This window comes from Actinomadura terrae (assembly GCF_022751215.1).
GTDB classification, from domain to species: Bacteria; Actinomycetota; Actinomycetes; order Streptosporangiales; family Streptosporangiaceae; genus Spirillospora; species Spirillospora terrae.
This window is the reverse complement of the sequence record NZ_JAICDG010000005.1, coordinates 40,462-54,717: the sequence shown is the minus strand read 5'-3', so window position 1 is coordinate 54,717 and position 14,256 is coordinate 40,462. Positions and strand designations below refer to the sequence as shown.

The 14,256-nt window shown below is 72.5% G+C and carries 14 protein-coding genes and 1 tRNA gene; 12 read left to right on the top strand and 3 right to left on the bottom strand.

Features of this window, described 5'->3' with window-relative positions:
* Window positions 1–5: 5 nt before the first annotated feature.
* The gene (locus K2F47_RS29250; protein ID WP_242908924.1) at window positions 6–497 is read left to right on the top strand and encodes a GNAT family N-acetyltransferase; all 492 of its coding nucleotides are present in this window, start codon (window positions 6–8) and stop codon (window positions 495–497) included.
* Window positions 494–1,696, top strand: a complete 1,203-nt coding sequence (locus K2F47_RS29245) for an MFS transporter (RefSeq protein ID WP_242908922.1) — start codon at window positions 494–496, stop codon at window positions 1,694–1,696. Before K2F47_RS29250 ends, K2F47_RS29245 begins: the two co-directional genes overlap by 4 nt.
* Window positions 1,697–1,836: 140 nt before the next feature.
* Here the strand turns inward: K2F47_RS29245 and fahA are convergent, their stop codons facing one another.
* Window positions 1,837–3,054: a fumarylacetoacetase gene (fahA, locus tag K2F47_RS29240; RefSeq protein WP_242908920.1), complete on the bottom strand. Its 1,218-nt coding sequence runs from the start codon at window positions 3,052–3,054 to the stop codon at window positions 1,837–1,839.
* Window positions 3,055–3,172: 118 nt separating this feature from the next.
* Window positions 3,173–4,231: a DUF2637 domain-containing protein gene (locus K2F47_RS29235; protein WP_242908918.1), complete on the bottom strand. Its 1,059-nt coding sequence runs from the start codon at window positions 4,229–4,231 to the stop codon at window positions 3,173–3,175.
* Window positions 4,232–4,454: 223 nt separating this feature from the next.
* Between K2F47_RS29235 and K2F47_RS29230 the strand changes: the two genes are divergently transcribed.
* The 8 genes from K2F47_RS29230 to K2F47_RS29195 all read left to right on the top strand — a co-directional run bounded on the left by K2F47_RS29230 (window position 4,455) and on the right by K2F47_RS29195 (window position 13,043).
* On the top strand, window positions 4,455–5,639 hold the full coding sequence (locus K2F47_RS29230) for a homogentisate 1,2-dioxygenase (RefSeq protein WP_242908916.1): 1,185 nt from the start codon (window positions 4,455–4,457) through the stop codon (window positions 5,637–5,639).
* Window positions 5,640–5,665: 26 nt separating this feature from the next.
* Window positions 5,666–6,433, top strand: coding sequence for a DUF6585 family protein (locus tag K2F47_RS29225; RefSeq protein WP_242908914.1), 768 nt, complete (start codon window positions 5,666–5,668; stop codon window positions 6,431–6,433).
* 172 nt (window positions 6,434–6,605) lie between these two features.
* The gene (locus K2F47_RS29220; RefSeq protein ID WP_242909698.1) at window positions 6,606–6,962 is read left to right on the top strand and encodes a YciI family protein; all 357 of its coding nucleotides are present in this window, start codon (window positions 6,606–6,608) and stop codon (window positions 6,960–6,962) included.
* Complete coding sequence (locus K2F47_RS29215) at window positions 6,959–8,434, top strand: RNA polymerase sigma factor (RefSeq protein ID WP_443611977.1); 1,476 nt, start codon at window positions 6,959–6,961, stop codon at window positions 8,432–8,434. The genes K2F47_RS29220 and K2F47_RS29215 overlap by 4 nt, the downstream gene beginning before the upstream one ends.
* 2 nt (window positions 8,435–8,436) lie before the next feature.
* Window positions 8,437–9,342 carry an alpha/beta hydrolase gene (locus K2F47_RS29210; RefSeq protein WP_242908912.1) on the top strand — a complete coding sequence of 302 codons (906 nt, stop codon included), beginning with the start codon at window positions 8,437–8,439 and terminating at the stop codon, window positions 9,340–9,342.
* A gap of 65 nt (window positions 9,343–9,407) precedes the next feature.
* Window positions 9,408–10,805, top strand: coding sequence for a cysteine--tRNA ligase (cysS, locus tag K2F47_RS29205; RefSeq protein ID WP_242908910.1), 1,398 nt, complete (start codon window positions 9,408–9,410; stop codon window positions 10,803–10,805).
* A 166-nt stretch (window positions 10,806–10,971) separates the two neighbouring features.
* Window positions 10,972–11,883, top strand: coding sequence for a 23S rRNA (guanosine(2251)-2'-O)-methyltransferase RlmB (rlmB, locus tag K2F47_RS29200; RefSeq protein ID WP_242908908.1), 912 nt, complete (start codon window positions 10,972–10,974; stop codon window positions 11,881–11,883).
* A 116-nt stretch (window positions 11,884–11,999) separates the two neighbouring features.
* Window positions 12,000–13,043 carry a DMT family transporter gene (locus tag K2F47_RS29195; RefSeq protein WP_242908906.1) on the top strand — a complete coding sequence of 348 codons (1,044 nt, stop codon included), beginning with the start codon at window positions 12,000–12,002 and terminating at the stop codon, window positions 13,041–13,043.
* Here the strand turns inward: K2F47_RS29195 and K2F47_RS29190 are convergent.
* Entirely contained in the window at window positions 12,940–13,287 is a 348-nt protein-coding gene (locus K2F47_RS29190; protein ID WP_242908904.1) for a YciI family protein, read from the bottom strand. The genes K2F47_RS29195 and K2F47_RS29190 overlap by 104 nt on opposite strands.
* A 157-nt stretch (window positions 13,288–13,444) precedes the next feature.
* On the opposite strand from K2F47_RS29190, the gene K2F47_RS29185 reads away from it, so the two are divergent.
* Together K2F47_RS29185 and K2F47_RS29180 are read left to right on the top strand one after the other, a co-directional pair.
* Window positions 13,445–13,517, top strand: a tRNA-Thr gene (locus K2F47_RS29185).
* A gap of 40 nt (window positions 13,518–13,557) precedes the next feature.
* A complete protein-coding gene (locus tag K2F47_RS29180) occupies window positions 13,558–14,115 on the top strand; it encodes a hypothetical protein (protein WP_242908902.1) in 558 nt (185 codons plus the stop codon).
* Window positions 14,116–14,256 lie beyond the last annotated feature (141 nt).

Below are 14,256 nucleotides of genomic sequence, written 5' to 3'. Positions count from 1 at the left end.
TGTCCATGACAAACCCTGTGAGCAGGACGAACGCGGTGCGGCGCGCGACCGAGGACGACGTTCCGGAGCTGATGCGCCTGCGGGCGATGCTGTTCGAGAACCTCGGCGGTGAGTACTTCAACCCCTCCGACGGCGACGACGAGTGGCTGGTGGCGCTGGCGCGCGTCATGAAGGAGAAGCTGGCCGACGACGACGCGCACATCCTCGTCATCGACGGTGACGACGGCCTCGCCGCGTGCGGCATCGGCACGATCGAGCAGTGGTTCCCCGGCCCGCACTCGCGGAACGGCCGGGTCGGGCACGTGGTGGGCGTCGTCACCGTCCCGGAGTACCGGCGGCGCGGGTACAGCCGGGCGATCATGGGGGCGCTGCTCGACTGGTTCCGGGAGCGCGACGTCGCCCGCGTGGACCTGTTCGCGTCGCACGACGGTGCGCCGCTCTACCGCGATCTCGGCTTCACCGACCATCCCGACCCGGCGCTGTACTGGCGTCCGTGACCTACCGGTGGGTCGTTCTCGGCATCGCCACGTTCGCGCAGGCCGCGTCCAGCTTCTTCGTGCAGGGCATCGGGGCGATGGGCATCGGCCTCCAGCGGGACCTGGATCTGAGCACGGCGGAGCTGGGGCTGCTGCTGTCGGCGGCCCAGTTCGTCCCGCTGGTGGGGCTGGTGGTGGCGGGCGAGCTGCTGGACCGCTACAGCGAGCGCTGGGTCGTCGGCGCGGGGGCGTGCGTGGTCGCGGCGGCGCTGGGCGCGGGCAGCCTCGCGCCGGGATACGCGGCGCTGCTCGGCGTCCTGCTGGTCGTCGGCGCGGGCTACAGCACCGCCCAGCCCGGCGGCAGCAAGGCGGTCGCGTCCTGGTTCGACGCGTCGCAGCGCGGGCTAGCGATGGGGCTGCGCCAGGCCGGGCTGCCGCTGGGCGGGGCGCTCGCCGCGGCGGTGATGCCCCTGATCGCCGACGCCTACGGGTGGCGGACGTCGCTCGTGGCCGGTGGCCTTGTCGCGCTCACGGGCGCCGTCGTCTTCATGGGGTTCTACCGGGCGCCGCCCATGCCGGACGTCCCCCGGGGTGAGCGGGTCTCGTTCGGCGCGCGGGTGCGGATGCTGCGCGAGCCGTCGATGGTGAAGATCATGCTGTCCGGGACGAGCCTGATCTCGGTGCAGAGCGGCATCCTCGTCCTGACCGTGCTGTACCTCCACGACGTGACGGCGCTCGGCGCGGGCGCGGCGGCGCTCGTCCTGGTGGCGGCGCAGGGGGCGGGCGTGGCCGGACGGATCTGCATGGCGGCCTGGAGCGACCGCGGCGGGTCCGGGCGCTACGCGTCGGTCATGATCTGCATGGTCGCCGTCGTCGCGGGGATGGCGGCGCTGGTCACGCCCCTCGGCCGGACGGCGCCCGCGGCCTGCCTGCTGTTCGTCTGGCTGGGGTTCTTCGGATACGGCTGGTACGGCCCCTGGGTCGCCTATGTCGCCGAGTCGGCGCCGCCGGGCAAGACGGGCTTCGCGCTGGGGCTGGCCATGTCGGTGAACCAGATCGCGATCATCCTCTCGCCGCCCCTGCTGGGGCTGCTGAGGGACACCACCGGCAGCTTCGTCCCGGTGTGGGGCGTCCTCGCCGGGATGACCGGCGTCGCGCTGGCGGTCACGGCCCGTGCGGAGCGCCGCCTAACGACCTCAGCCGTCACGCGGGCGCGCTAACTGAGCGGTGGGGCGATGCCGGAGGCGAGCCCCTCCGGGAAGATCGCGAAGCGATTCCGCGCCCGCAAAGGCACGGTCACGTCCCGAGCCGCCAGGCGAGGGACGTGGGCCGGGACTTAATAAATACAGCCGGGACTTATTCACAACACTGTGGGGTGGACGGTGCCGGTGACCTCGCCGAACGAGATCCGGGAGCCGGACGCGCCGGGGGCCTTCGCGCGGATCGTGACCGTGTCGCCGTCCTCAAGGAACGTGCGCTTGGTGCCGTCGTCCAGCACCACGGGCTCGCGGCCGTTCCACGACAGTTCGAGGAGGCAGCCGCGCTGGTGCCGCTCGGGCCCGGAGACCGTGCCGGACGCGAACAGGTCGCCGGTGCGCAGCGGCGCGCCGTTCACGGTGGCGTGTGCGAGCTGCTGCGGAGCCGTCCAGTACATCGACGCGAACGGCGGGCGGGCCGCGACCTGCCCGTTGATCAGGACCTCCAGATGCAGGTCGAGGCCCCACGGCTCGTCGCAGCGCAGGTAGGGGAGGGGCGCCGGGTCCTGGACGGGCGGCGTCACGCGCGCGGGCTCCAGCGCCGCGACCGGCACCACCCACGGCGAGATCGACGTCGCGAACGACTTGCTCAGGAAGGGGCCCAGCGGCCGCGACTCCCAGTTCTGGATGTCGCGCGCGCTCCAGTCGTTCACCAGGACGAACCCGAACACGTGGTCGCGGAACGCCGAGGTCGGGACGCCGCGTCCGGCCGGGGAGGGCACCCCGGCGACGAACCCGACCTCGGCCTCGAAGTCCAGCTGGAGGGTCGGGCCGAACGACGGCTCCGCCTCGCCGGGCGTCCTGCGCTGCCCGGACGGCCGGATGATCGGCGTCCCGGACGGGTACACCGTGCCCGCGCGGCCGTGGTAGGCGATCGGCAGCCGCTTCCAGTTCGCCATCAGCGAGTCGCTGTTCGGGCGGAAGATCCGGCCGACGTTCGAGGCGTGGTGCTCGGAGGAGTAGAAGTCGGCGTAGTCGGCGACCTCGAAGGGGCGCAGCAGCTTGACGTCCGCGACGGGGATCAGGTGCGGCTCGACCTCGGGCCGGTGCGCCTCGTCGGTCAGCAGCTCGACGAGGCGGGTGCGGTTGGCCCGCCACGACGCGGGGCCCGCCACCATGAAGGCGTTCAGCGATCCCGACGCGAAGCAGCGCCGGTCGTCGACCAGCCCGGCGGCCGACAGCCCGGCCAGGTCGAGGACGCGCTCCCCGATGGCGACGCCCACGCGGGGCAGTTCCCCCGGCCGCGAGAACACCCCGTAGGGCAGGTTCTCCACGCCGAAGCCGGCCTCCTCGTTGACCTCAACCCACGTAACGGTCGTCATGGAGAGGTACCTTCCCCGGTGTCCGGGCTTCTGATCTGCCCGGGAGCCTCCGGATCCGTCCGGGACCGGCCGACAGTACGACCACAAAGACCAGCAAAGGCCGTGAAAAGGCGCGCGATTACTCGGCGGGCGGGACGGGCGAACTGCGGAAGCTGCCGGACGGCGGCGGATTCCAGTTCAAGATCGGCAGTTCGCCGGATTCGTCGGCGGTGCGGGGGCGCTGCTCCCGGTCGTCGTCGGCGTCGGGGTCCTCGGCGCGGTCGGCGGGCGGGGGGTCGTACTCCTCGCCCTCCGCCGCGCGGGGGTTCGGCATGACCAGGTCGGGACGGGTCGTCCGGGCGGACCTTTGCTCCTTCTCCGGCGCCTTGGCCGGGTCCCGCACCAGCTCGACGTCGGTGGGGAGCGTGGCGGGCGGGCCGATCGCCAGCGGGCCGAGGCTCGGGATGTGGTCGTGCTCGGGCTCGGGCGCGGCGTCCGGCTCATCCCGCGGTTCCGGCTCATCCCGCGGTTCCGGTGCATCCCGCGGTTCCGGTGCATCCCGCGGCTCCGGTTCCTGCCATGGTTCCGGCTCGGCGGGCGCCCCGAGTTCGGGTCGCGACTCCAGCTCGGGCGGCGCGTCGATCTCCGGTCGTGATTCGAGGGCGGGGCGGGCGCTCGGCGCGGGCTCGATGACCTTCACGTGGCCGCGCTGGCCGTCCAGCGGCTCCGGCTCCCCGGCGGCCGGCCGGGCCGTCCTGATCTGCTTGAACATCGTCAGCCAGAGCCACAGCGCGATCACCAGCATGACGTGCGGCGCCACCGCGACGCCCACCCGCAGCGGGTCGTCGGAGAGCTTGTCGAAACCGCGCAGCGAGTGCTGGACGGAGATCGCCGCGACCCCCGCGACGAGCACGAGCAGCAGCGTCCAGCGCAGGAGCCGGGTCCACCAGAGGGCGTTCCGGGTGATGACCAGCGAGAGGATCGTCATCGCGGTCAGCGCGTCGGTCATCGCGGGGTAGATCGGCGCCCAGCGGCGGCTCGCCCGCCCCTCGATCGCGAGGTCGCGCAGCAGGTCGTAGGTCAGCACGTAGGCGCCGCCCGCGAGCGCGGCGACGACGAGACCGGCGGTCGCGGTGAGCAGCCGCCGCTGCACCGGCGTGTAGCGGGGAGCACCGGGGCGGGTGGGATCAGATGGCATGGCTCTCGTTCCGGGGAGTGACGCGTGCGGGGACTCCAAGGTCGTCCCCACAGCGACATTAGCCAGCCCCAGGGGGGGTTAACCCCAACTTCAACGTGATCAGCGGCGTCATGTGTGCGTTAAGGGTAGAGACGTACGGTATGGAGGCAAGGGGTGGGTGACCGAACCGCCGTCCGGAGAGCGGCGGGAGCCTGGATCGGCGACGTCCCGGGAGGAGGCGACGGTGCCTTACTACAGGGTCGTGGGAGAGATTCCGCGCAAGCGTCACGTGCAGTTCCGCCGTCCGGACGGTGGCCTGTACGCGGAGGAGTTGATGGGCGAGGAGGGATTCTCGTCCGATTCGAGCCTGCTGTACCACCGGCACTCGCCGACGGCGATCACCAGGAGCGAGGGTGTGCTGCCCGAGGAGGCGGGCCTGGCGCCGAACTTCCCTCTGCGACCGCGCGCCTATCGCACCCAGGATCTTCCTGAGGGAGACGACCTCGTTCTCGGACGCCAGGTGCTGTTCGGTAACCAGGACGTCCAGATCTCCTTCGCCGCGACGGACGGTACGGGCGGCCCGAGCGAGTTGTACCGCAATTCGGTCGGATCGGAAGTCGTGTACGTCCAGACCGGGCGCGCCCGGGTGGAGACGACCTACGGCGTGCTGGACGTGTCCGAAGGCGACTACGTGGTCATTCCGACGGGGACGATCCACCGCTGGCTGCCGGAAGGACCGTTGAAGGCCCTGGTGGTCGAAGCCCGGGGGCATATCCGGCCGCCGAAGCGCTACCTGTCGCAGTACGGGCAGTTCCTGGAGCACGCCCCCTACAGCGAACGCGACCTGCGCGGCCCGCTGGAGCCGATGCTGGTGGAGGGCGGGGAGACGCCGGTCCTCGTCCGCACCCGGGACGGCCTGTCGCGGCTGACCTACCTGCACCACCCGTTCGACGTGGTCGGCTGGGACGGCTGCCTCTACCCCTACGCCTTCTCGATCGACGACTTCGAGCCCGTCGTGAAGCGGACGCACGCGCCGCCGCCCGTCCACCAGACGTTCGAGGGGCCCGGCTTCGTGGTCTGCTCGTTCTGTCCGAGACCGCTGGACTTCGACGATGATGCGGTGCCGATCCCGTACAACCACCACAATGTGGATAGCGACGAAATGATGTTCTATGTGGGCGGTGACTACTCCGCGCGCAAGGGGTCGGGCATCGGTATCGGGTCGATTTCTCTGCATCCGTCCGGCTTTACTCATGGTCCGCAGCCGGGCGCGGTGGAGGCGGTGATCGAAGGGGTACGGCAGGGCCTTGACACCTCGGCCGAGCAGGCCGTCATGATCGACACCTTCCGTCCGCTGCGGCTCGGCGCGGCGGCGCGGCGCTGTGAGGACCCCGAGTACGCGTGGACGTGGGCGCGCGCCACCGGATGAGACGAGACGACACGGAGCCACCAGGGGTGGGAAGAGACGAGGCCGAGCGGGCGGACGACGCGCCGGAGCGGCTCGGGGAGTTCGAGCGGGCCTTCGACGGCCGGGGCGGTTACCGGCGCGCCGTGGGGTGGCTGCTCCTGCTGGGGGCGGTGGCGGTGATGCTCCTCGCGGCGGCGATCGTGTTCACGGCCGCCGGGGTGTGGTGGCTCGGCGTCCCGGCCGCGCTGCTGGCGGCGGCCTGCGCGTTCGTCGCCGCGCCGGTGGTCAGGGGCGCGGCGCTGCGCCACGGCAACCGGGTGGTGAGCCTGTTCACCGGCGGTCTCGCGGTCGGCGGCGGCCCGGACGGGGACCTCTCCTACACCTGGGACGAGCTCGTCTCGGTCACCCTGTCCGGCGTCCGGGAGGGGCGGCGGACGCGCTGGGGCCTGACCCTCCTCGCCGAGGACGGCCGCGTCCTGCGGTTCGGGGAGGAGCTGCCGGATCTCGCCGACCTCGGCGAGGCGGTGGCGGCGGAGGTCACGTCCCGGCAGGTCCCGCGCCATCTGGCGGCGGTGAAGGCGGGCGACGAGGTGCGCCTCGACCCGTTCACCGTCGACCTGGAGGGCGTCGGCAAGGAGGGCGAGCGGGTGCCGTGGCACGCCGTCCGCGACGTCGTGATCGAGAACGGCGTGGTGGCGGTCCGCACGCGCGGCGAGCGGACGGCGCTCGCCGCGATCGCGGGCCACATGCCGGACGCGCTCGTGTTCACCGCCCTGTGCTCGCAGGTCAAGGCGCTGAACGAGGGCCATCGCTAGTTTTTCGGGAAAACTTCGCGGGGGACGTCGAGAACGGCCGAACGGCTCCGATCCCCATGTGCGGCCCGGCCATCCGGGACGGCATCGTTCGGTCCGGCCCATCCGGGCGGCCCCTCGGGGGCGCCCGGCGACGCCTGACAACGTTAGAAACGAGGGAGACGACGTGAAGTACATGCTGCTGATCTTCAACCGGCCCGGGTTCGTGGAGGAGCTGACCGAGTCCGAGCGCCAGGACCTGTTCGCCGAGGTCGATTCGATCATGAAGGAGCTGGACGGGCGGGGCGAGCTCGTGGGCGGCGAGGGGCTGGCCGACCCGTCGCAGACGAAGGTCGTCCGGGAGCGCGACGGCCTGCCCGCCGTGACCGACGGCCCGTTCCTCGAGGCGAAGGAGCACCTCGCCGGATACCTCACCGTCGACACCGACACGCTGGAGCGCGCCGTCGAGATCGCCTCGCGCTGGCCGGACATCCGGTACGGCGGCCGCATGGAGGTACGCGCCGTCCTGGACGCCGCCGGGACGGAAATGTGACCGACCCGGCCCAGAACGAGCGCGAAACCGACCCCTCGCAGGGGAGCGGGCCGTCCCCAGAGGAGCGGGGGGACGCCCGTGCCCAAGGAACCGGTCCAACCCAGGAGGAGCAGGAGGACGCCCGCTTGCAGGGGACGGGTGCCTCCCCGGGGGAGCGGGAGGACGTTCGCGCCCAAGGAGCGGGTCAGTTTCCGGAGGAGTCGGGGGACGCGTTCTCACACGGAATCGGGTCAGGGGGTGTCGAGGATCTGCTGCGGGAGCTGGCGCCGCAGGTTCTCGGCACGCTCGTCCGGCGGCACGGGGCGTTCGACGCCTGTGAGGACGCCGTGCAGGAGGCGCTGCTCGCCGCCGCGCTCCAGTGGCCGGAGGAGGGCGTGCCGGAGAAGCCGCGCGGCTGGCTGCTGACCGTCGCGACCCGGCGGCTCACCGACCAGTGGCGCAGCGAGAGCGCGCGACGCGACCGCGAGGCCGCCGTGGCCGCGTGGGACCCCGCCGCCACGGCCGCCGCGCCCGAACCGGGCGCGGACCAGCCCGGCGACCACGACGACACGCTGACGCTGCTGTTCCTGTGCTGCCATCCCGCGCTGTCCCCGTCCTCACAGGTGGCACTGACGCTCCGCGCCGTCGGCGGGCTCACCACCGCGCAGATCGCGCGCGCGTTCCTAATGCCCGAGACGACGATGGGCCAGCGGATCAGCCGGGCCAAGCAGAAGATCAAGGCCACCGGCGCGCGGTTCGGGATGCCGCCCGCCGGGGAGCGCGCGGAGCGGCTGCGGGCCGTCCTGCACGTCCTCTACCTGATCTTCAACGAGGGGTACACGGCCTCCAGCGGGCCCGACCTGCACCGCGCCGACCTCACCGCCGAGGCGATCCGGCTGACCCGCGCCCTGCACGGGCTGCTGGACGGCGACGGCGAGGTCACCGGCCTGCTCGCGCTGATGCTGCTGACCGACGCCCGCCGCGCCGCGCGCACCGGGCCCGGCGGCCTGCTGATCCCGCTCACCGAGCAGGACCGGACGCGCTGGGACGCCGCCGCCATCACCGAGGGCACGGCGCTGATCACCGACGCCCTCACCTGGTCGCCCCCGGGCCCCTACCAGTTGCAGGCCGCGATCGCGGCCGTGCACGCGGAGGCGGCGCGTCCCGAGGACACCGACTGGCCGCAGATCCTCTCGCTCTACCGGCTGCTCGCCCGCATCGCGCCGAACCCCATGGTCACGCTGAACGAGGCGGTGGCGCTGGCGATGGTGCGCGGCCCGCGCGCCGGCCTCGACCTGCTGGCGACGCTGGACGACGACGAGCGCGTGCGCGGCCATCACCGGCTCGACGCCGTCCGGGCCCACCTGCTGGAGCGGGCCGGGGACACCGGCGCCGCGCGCGAGGCGTACCGGGCCGCCGCGCGCACGACGACGAGCCTGCCCGAGAAGCGCTACCTGGAATCCCGCGCGGCGGGCCTGAACGGAACGGAATGATCATGGACGTGCGGACGCTGAAGGTCCCCGGCGCCACCCTGCACTACGAAGTGCGCGGCACCGGGCAGCTCCCCGGTGGGGGGACGACCCCCCACGCCCCCCGGAAAAACCCCGTGCTGCTCCTTATATGCGGAAGCATCTACGACGCCGCAGGTTACGCGGAGCTCGCGGGGCTGCTCGCCGACCGGTACACCGTCGTCACCTATGACCGGCGCGGCAACTCGCGCAGCCCCCTCGACGGCGTCCCGGAGCCGCAGCGCGTCGAGGACCACGTGGACGACGCGTCCCGCATCCTCCGCGAGGTCGGGGGCGGGCCCGCCCACGTGTTCGGGAACAGCGCCGGCGCGATCATCGCGCTCGGACTGGCCGCGCGGCACCCCGAGCAGGTCCGGACGGTCGTCGCGCACGAGCCGCCGCTCTTCACGCTGCTGCCGGACGCCCAGCACTGGCGGTCGGTCGTCCACGAGGTGAAGGACGTCTACGCGGAGAGCGGCTCGGCCGCCGCCATGGCCAGGTTCGGCGCCCTGACGAGCGGCCCGGAAGGCGACGCCGCACCCGACGCCGCGCCCCAGGAGGCGGAGGCCGGGCCGCCGCAGGAGCCCGACGCCGAGACGCTGGAGATGTTCGCGCGCTTCCAGAAGAACGCCGACGTCTTCTTCCCCTACGAGCTGTCGCCGTTCGTCCGCGCCCCGCTGGACGAGGCGGCGCTGCGCTCGTCCGGCGTGCGGATCGTGCTGGTCGCGGGGGAGGCGTCGGCGGGGCAGCCCGCCCATCGGGCCGCGCACGTCGCCGCCGACCGCCTCGGGACGAAGGCCGAGACCTGGCCCGGCGACCACGGCGGCTTCGGAACCGAGGCCGCGGCGTTCGCGACCAGGCTGAACGCCCTCTTCGCCCCGGCGGGCGGCTGAGTGCCTACCAGGAGCTTGTCACGGAGCGCCGAGCGGGGCTCGCGGTCATCCAATAATCTAATCGGGTGAGCCTGCGACTGTACGACACCGGCACCCGTAGCGTCCGTGCGTTCGAGCCCCTGGAAGAGGGCCGCGTGGGGATGTACGTGTGTGGTGCGACGCCGCAGTCCACCCCCCATATCGGGCATCTGCGCTCGGGCGTCATCTACGACGTGCTGCTGCGCTGGCTCCGCTCGTCCGGCTACGAGGTGACGGCGGTCCGCAACGTCACCGACATCGACGACAAGATCCTCGCGGTGGCGGCCGAGCGGGGCGTCCCGTGGTTCGCGATCGCCGAGGGCAACCAGCGGGCGTTCACCCAGGGCTACGACGTGCTCGGCTGCGTGCCGCCGACGATAGAGCCGCGCGCCACCGGGCACGTCCCCGACATGATCGTGCTGATGCGGCGGCTGATCGAGCGCGGCCACGCCTACGCGGCGGGCGGCGACGTCTACTTCGACGTGAAGTCGTGGGCGGAGGAGTACGGGTCGCTGTCCAACCAGCGGCTGGAGAACATGCGCTCCGCCGGCGACACCCCCAACGAGGACTGCAAGCGCGACGCCCGCGACTTCGCGCTGTGGAAGGGCGCCAAGCCGGGCGAGCCGTTCTGGGAGACGCCGTGGGGGCCGGGACGTCCCGGCTGGCACCTGGAGTGCTCGGCGATGTCCACCCGCTACCTCGGGGCCGAGTTCGACATCCACGGCGGCGGCGTCGACCTGATCTTCCCGCACCACGAGAACGAGATCGCGCAGTCGCGCGCGGCCGGGGACGGCTTCGCGCGCTACTGGCTGCACAACGGGCTGCTCACGGTGGACGGCGAGAAGATGAGCAAGTCCGTCGGCAACGTCGTCTCGCTGCCCGACCTGCTCGGCAAGGCCCGTCCCGCCGAGGTGCGCTACTACCTGGCCGCCGCGCACTACCGCTCGCTGATGGACTACACCGACGCCGCGCTGGTCGAGGCCGTCTCCGCCTACCAGCGCATCGAGGGGTTCGTCACGCGCGCCGCCGAGGTCGTCGGCCCCGGCACCGTGCCGAGCCAGGTGCCCGCCCCGTTCGCGGCGGCGCTGGACGACGATCTCGGCGTCCCGCAGGCGCTCGCGACCCTGCACGAGACCGTCCGGGAGGGCAACAGCGCGCTCGCGTCCGGTGACGAGGCCGTGGTCCGGGCGCGGCTGGCGTGCGTGCGGGCGATGGCCGACGTCCTCGGCCTCGACCCGCTGTCGGCCCAGTGGAGCCAGACCGGCGGCGACGACCTGCGTCCCGTCGTGGACGCGCTGGTCGCCGTCGCGCTCGAACAGCGGCAGGCCGCCCGCGCCCGCAAGGACTACGGTGCCGCCGACGCCATCCGCGACAGCCTCGCCGAGGCGGGCGTCGTCGTCGAGGACACCCCGCACGGCGCCCGCTGGGAACTGAAGCGGGGCTGACCTCCCCGGCACCTCCCCGGCCCGGCCGCCGCGTAGGGCGCGAGGCGTGCCGGGCCACGGGTAAAATCGGACGGTCGAGGGCGTGAGCACGCACTGCCGCCCCGAAATCTGAGTCGCCCCGCCACGAGGGCGAGCGAGCCGCAACCGTCGCGAGGGGCGTACCGACATGGCCAAGCGCAAGGGCAAGGGACCCACTCCCAAGGCCGAGGACAGGCACTGGCACGGCAAGCGCCAGAAGGCCCGCGCGGTCAAGAGCGCCAAGCGGACCGGGACCTCGACGGTCGGCCCGCGCGGGCGCGCCGCGGCCGCCGAGCCGCAGCGTCCGAGCCGTCCGGCCGGTGCCCGCCGCGCGAACGGCGAGGTCCCCGAGCTGGTCACCGGGCGCAACCCGGTGGTCGAGGCGCTGCGCGCGCGCGTCCCGGGCAGCGCCCTGTACGTCACCTCCGGCACCGACGAGCGGGTCCGCGAGTCGATCCAGCTCGCCGCCGACCGCCGGATCCCGCTGCTGGAGACGGGCAAGAACGAGCTCGACCGGCTCACCGACGGCGCCGTCCACCAGGGCATCGCGCTCCAGGTCAAGCCGTACCGCTACGCGCACCCCGACGACCTGCTGACCGGCACGTCCCCGCTGATCGTCGCGGTGGACGGGATCACCGACCCGCGCAACCTCGGCGCGATCGTCCGCTCCGCCGCCGCGTTCGGCGCGTCCGGCGTCGTCGTGCCCGAGCGGCGCGCCGCCGGGGTCAGCGCGGGCGCGTGGAAGGCGTCCGCCGGGACGCTCGCGACGCTCCCGGTCGCGCGGGCCACGAACCTGTCCCGGCAGCTGAAGGCCTACCAGAAGGCGGGCTGCTTCGTCGCGGGCCTGGACGCCGAGGGCGGCGTCGCGGTCGCGGACCTGGAGGTCGCGTCCGGCCCGTTCGTGCTGGTCGTCGGCTCGGAGGGCAAGGGCCTCGGACGGCTGGTCGCCGACACCTGCGACCTGCTCGTCACGATCCCGATGCCGGGCCGGGCCGAGTCCCTCAACGCGGGTGTCGCGGCGGGCATCGCGCTCTACGAGGTCAGCCGCCTGCGCGCCTGACGGCTGGAGACCCCTCACGCTCCGCAGCGGAAATAATCTCAACGTTCAGAGACTTGACGTCGATGTAGCTGATTTTGGCTCAACATTGAGATTATTAACCGTGAGGGGTTGATCCGATGACCGCCGTCCCGGCCCCCGGGGGGCCGCGGGGCCGCTACCTCGGCGACCTCGCGCTCGCCGCCCTCGCCCCGGCGAGCTGGGGTACCACCTACGTCACGACCACCACGCTCCTCCCGGACGACCGTCCCTGGCTCGCCGCCACGATGCGCGCCCTGCCCGCCGGGCTCGTGCTGCTCGCCGTGAACCGCCGCCTGCCCAAGGGGGAGTGGTGGTGGAAGGCCGCCGTGCTCGGCGTCCTCAACTTCGGCGCGTTCTTCCCCCTGCTGTTCTTCGCCGCCTACCGGCTGCCCGGCGGGGTCGCGGCCACGATCGCCTCCGTCCAGCCGCTGGTCGTGGCGCTGCTGTCGCTGCCGATCCTGCGGGTCAGGCCCGGCCGCACCGTCCTGGTCTCCGCGCTGGTCGGGACGGGCGGCGTCGCGCTGCTGACGCTGTCGGCCGATGCCCGGCTCGACCCGCTCGGCATCGCCGCCATGCTCGTCGCGACCTCGATGATGGCGGTGGCGATCGTGCTCGCCAAGAAGTGGGGCAGCCCCGAGTCGCCGCTGGTGATGACCGGCTGGCAGCTCACGGTCGGCGGGCTCCTGATCGTGCCGTTCCTGCTCGTGTTCGAGGGCCTCCCGCCGACGGTCACCGGCGAGAACGTCATCGGCTTCACCTACATCGGCGCCATCGGCACCGGCACCGCGTACGCGCTGTGGTTCCGCGGGATCGGACGGCTCGCGCCGACCTCCATCTCCCTCCTCGGCCTCACGAACCCGATGGTCGCGACCCTCGCCGGCCTGATCATCCTCGACGAGACCCTCACCGCCGGGCAGGCGCTCGGCTTCACGATCGCGCTCGGCGCCCTGGTCGCCGGGCAGGCCCTCGGCCGCCGCCAGACCCCGGCCCCGGCCGTGGCGGTCACACCGCCCATTCCGGTCACACCGGCCGTGCCGGTCACGCCGTCACCCGGAACGGCCGCACCTCGATCGGAAGCCGTGTCACCTGCGCGTACCGCGCCGCCCACCACAGTGCCGCGTCCAGGTCCTCGACCTGGATGATCGTGATCCCGCCGAGGTACTCGGGGGCCTCGACGTACGGTCCGTCCGTGGCGATCACCTGCTCCTCCTCGGCGCGGACGACCGTACTGGTCTCCGGCGGGTACAGCCCGCCCCCGAACACCCACGCCTCCGCCGCCTCCAACTCCCGCCTGATCCCCGCCAACTCCGTCATCACCCCCATCAGGAAGTCGGGTGGTGGCTGCTCCCCCTCCGGCTGGAACATGTTCAGCGCGTAGAGCTTCATGGGTCCCCCTAGTCCCGCACCGCGACCCGTGACCGGCCGCGTGTCCCCGCCCCCCGCGAGGACGTCCCCAGGAGTCACTTCCCCATCCCCGCCCATGCTCACCCGGGAACCCGCGAGCGAGCGCCCCGCCGAGTCGACTACGATGCACGTCGAACGTGCCGACGTAGCTCAATTGGCAGAGCATCTGTCTTGTAAACAGAAGGTTAGGGGTTCAAGTCCCCTCGTCGGCTCCGGGGCGAAGGCCCTTTTCGATCTTGGGAGTGCGCGGGGATGGATTGGAGCGCCTTCCAGGACGCCTGGCATGACAGCGGATGCCGCATCGTGGCGGGCCTCGCGGCGGCCAATCCAGAGGAGTCGCTGTACGCCGCGGCGTTCCATCTCTCCTATCTGGACGGCGAGCAGATCCTCCCGTCCGCCTTGGCCGTGAACGCCGAGTCGGCGGTGCGCGAGGACCACGGCTACTCGACGCGATTCGTCCCGCCGGAGTGGCGGTGGGACGCGCCGCCCGCCGAGGAGATGGCACCGTGGTACCGCCGTCTCACCGACGAATACCTGGTGCCCGCCACCGGCGAGGCCGAGCGCGACGCGGCCATGGGCGAGCTGGAGAAAGCGCACGACAACGCGCTGGCGGAGGTCTGCAAATCGATGACCGAGGCGGCGCGCCGGGGCGGCATTCACGGCTCGCTGCCGCCCGGGTTCGTCGTCCTCGTCCTCGAAGGGCAGCGCGAGGACGAGGAGGCCGGGCTGATCCGGCGGAGCGTCGCTCCGAGCGTGCTGCCGACCGTCCCCGGGCTGGCCGATTACCTGCGGGAACTCGAACGGGCATGACCCCGGTGGGTGTGACCGCGCGAGGACGCTGAGCGACTCTCGTGGGAATTCCGCTTCGCCGCGGGGGGCGACCCGCGGTATTTCGCGGGGACTGAATACGGCATTCGGGTTTGACCGCTGCTCAGCGTATTGATCAACTTT